This is a genomic window from Microcoleus sp. PH2017_09_SFU_O_A (assembly GCF_020738625.1).
In the GTDB taxonomy this organism is placed as follows: Bacteria; Cyanobacteriota; Cyanobacteriia; order Cyanobacteriales; family Microcoleaceae; genus Microcoleus.
In genome coordinates, this window is the sequence record NZ_JAEQCF010000184.1 from 1 (window position 1) to 2,273 (window position 2,273).

Consider the following 2,273-nt stretch of genomic DNA (forward strand, 5'->3'; position numbering starts at 1 on the left):
TGGGGGCATTAATAATTAAAGAAAGGCTAGGAACCAGCGACAAAGAAACGCTAGAACAAATAAGAGAAAACCCATACCTACAATACTTTATAGGCATGAAAGCCTATAGTAATGCTGCACCATTTGATTCATCTATGTTCGTTCATTTTAGGGAGAGAATAGGTGTCAATTTAGTCAATAAAATCAACGAAAAAATGGTCAAAGAGCAGACCGAAGTGCCAGGAGAGCTGGTTGAAAAAAAGTCATCAGAAATAAGTGAACCTAAAAATCAAGGAAAATTAATATTAGATGCAACCTGTGCGCCAGCCGACCTTAAATATCCGACGGACTTAGGACTATTAAATCAAGCCAGAGAACATACTGAAAAAATCATAGATGCTCTACATAATCAAATTAAGTCACCCGTAAAAAAAAAGCCGAGGACATATCGAAACAGAGCCAGAAAAGAATACCTAACCCTAGCAAAAAACCGCAAACCACGACGAAAAGAACGAAGAAAAACGATTAAAAAACAACTCCAATATATCAAAAGAAATTTAGCTAATATCGAGGCAATGGGTCAGCTACAGTCCCTAAGTAAATCTGACTACAAAAAGCTGCTAGTAGTCACAGAAGTATACCGTCAACGTAATTGCTCAACCCCCTTGACAAGAAGACAAGATAGACATTAGATAAAGGAATGGAAAAACTCCCCGACTTAAAACAACTATCGAACGAGGCAAAAGAAGCCTTGATAGTAGAGCTATGGGAGAAAATCCAAAAACTCAGCGCAATATTAGCCACCTACGAACCAAAACCCGAGCCAGAGCCATCTCCTAAAAAAACGAGCAAAAATTCCAGCACTCCACCGTCCAAAGGATTCAAGCCCAACATTAAGCCCTCGAAAATAGAGGGGAGCAAAAGACAAAAAAGCCTAGGAAGAACGGGAGGGGGAAGAGAACTACATCCTCATCCCGACCAAACAATCATCGCCCAACTCAAAAATTGTCCCCATTGTGGAGAAAAAGTCACCGCCACCGCCCAAAAATTGCAATCCGTCTACGAAAAAATCGAACTACCTCCAATTCGCCCCATCGTCACCCTCCGTGAACGTTATGGTGGTCAGTGTGCCTGCTGTCAAACCGAATATCTTGCACCTGTACCATTGGGAATGGAACCAGGTTCACCGTTTGGCAGTTCAATTCAAAGCTTAGTTACATATCTCCGTTACACTCATGCCATCAGTTACGAACGGCTATCGTCTATATTTGGAGAGGTCTTTGGACTCAAGATATCCGAAGGAGCAATCGCCAACCTGCTGGGGAAGGTAAAAACCAGTTTAGACGATCAAGTAAGTCAAATACTACAACGGCTGCGGCGGGCAAAATTAATTTGTTCAGATGAAACGAGCGCGAGAGTTAACGGACAGAATCAGTGGGAGTGGGTGTTTCAGAACCAGGATGTTTGTTTACACGTCATCCGTCCGAGTCGAGGAACTGGAGTAATTAACGAAGTTCTAGGAGAACATCGTCCCGATATTTGGGTGTCAGACTTATTTAGCGCTCAAAAAAATCACCCAGCACCACAATGGCAAGTGTGTTTAGCCCATCAACTGCGGGATTGCCAATATGCAATTGATGCTGGGGACAGGATTTTTGCCCCAGCGATGAAGAGGTTATTATTAAGGGCTTTTATCATCCATCGGCGACGGGAGAATATGGATGATACTAGACTCAATCAATATCGAGAAAATTTACAGGAAAGATTAACCAAGATTTTGGATTTAGCACCACACCATCCGGATGGTATACGGTTACGAAAACGTTACGGTGGGCTGATTGACAATTTATTTCTATTTCTGGAAGATGCGACAATTCCACCCACAAATAATTAAGCGTGAACAGGCGATTCGGATGAGCGTGATATTTCGCCGTGTGACCAATGGCTTCCGTTCGGAATGGGGCAGAGATTTGTTTGCGGCCGTTCGTTCAGTTGTCAATACTGGCAAGCGTCAGGGTTTAACTGCTTATCAATCTATTCAACAAGCTCTCTCTATTGATGGCTCCATTTTTTCCCCTAGTTGAGCAATTACCCGTCAACAATTATCAATGTATGAAAAGAAAGAACAGAGGATTGAAGATAGAATAGTAAGTTTAACGCAACCACATATCCGCCCCATCGTCAGAGGGAAAGCCGGGAAATCCGTTGAATTTGGGGCAAAACTGTCAGCCAGTTGTCGAAATGGGTACGTATTTTTAGACCGAATTAGTTGGGATAACTTCAACGAATCAGGA

The 2,273-nt window shown here is 42.5% G+C and carries 2 protein-coding genes and 2 pseudogenes; all 4 read left to right on the plus strand.

Annotation, left to right across the window (positions count from 1 at the left end; genetic code table 11):
- Positions 1–581 (plus strand): annotated as a pseudogene (locus JGK16_RS32530) (transposase); the annotation flags it as partial.
- A gap of 98 nt (positions 582–679) precedes the next feature.
- Complete coding sequence (locus tag JGK16_RS32535; protein WP_293194011.1) at positions 680–1,873, plus strand: IS66 family transposase; 1,194 nt, start codon at positions 680–682, stop codon at positions 1,871–1,873.
- Positions 1,874–1,892: 19 nt separating this feature from the next.
- Positions 1,893–2,063 (plus strand): hypothetical protein, encoded by a 171-nt coding sequence (locus JGK16_RS32540; RefSeq protein WP_293203598.1) that lies wholly within the window; start codon positions 1,893–1,895, stop codon positions 2,061–2,063.
- Positions 2,064–2,075: 12 nt separating this feature from the next.
- Positions 2,076–2,273 (plus strand): annotated as a pseudogene (locus JGK16_RS32545) (IS5/IS1182 family transposase); the annotation flags it as partial.

Coding starts and splice junctions, on each gene's coding strand:
- JGK16_RS32535 (WP_293194011.1), top strand. CDS start 680: ATGGAAAAACTCCCCGACTTAAAACAACTATCGAACGAGGCAAAAGAA.
- JGK16_RS32540 (WP_293203598.1), top strand. CDS start 1,893: ATGAGCGTGATATTTCGCCGTGTGACCAATGGCTTCCGTTCGGAATGG.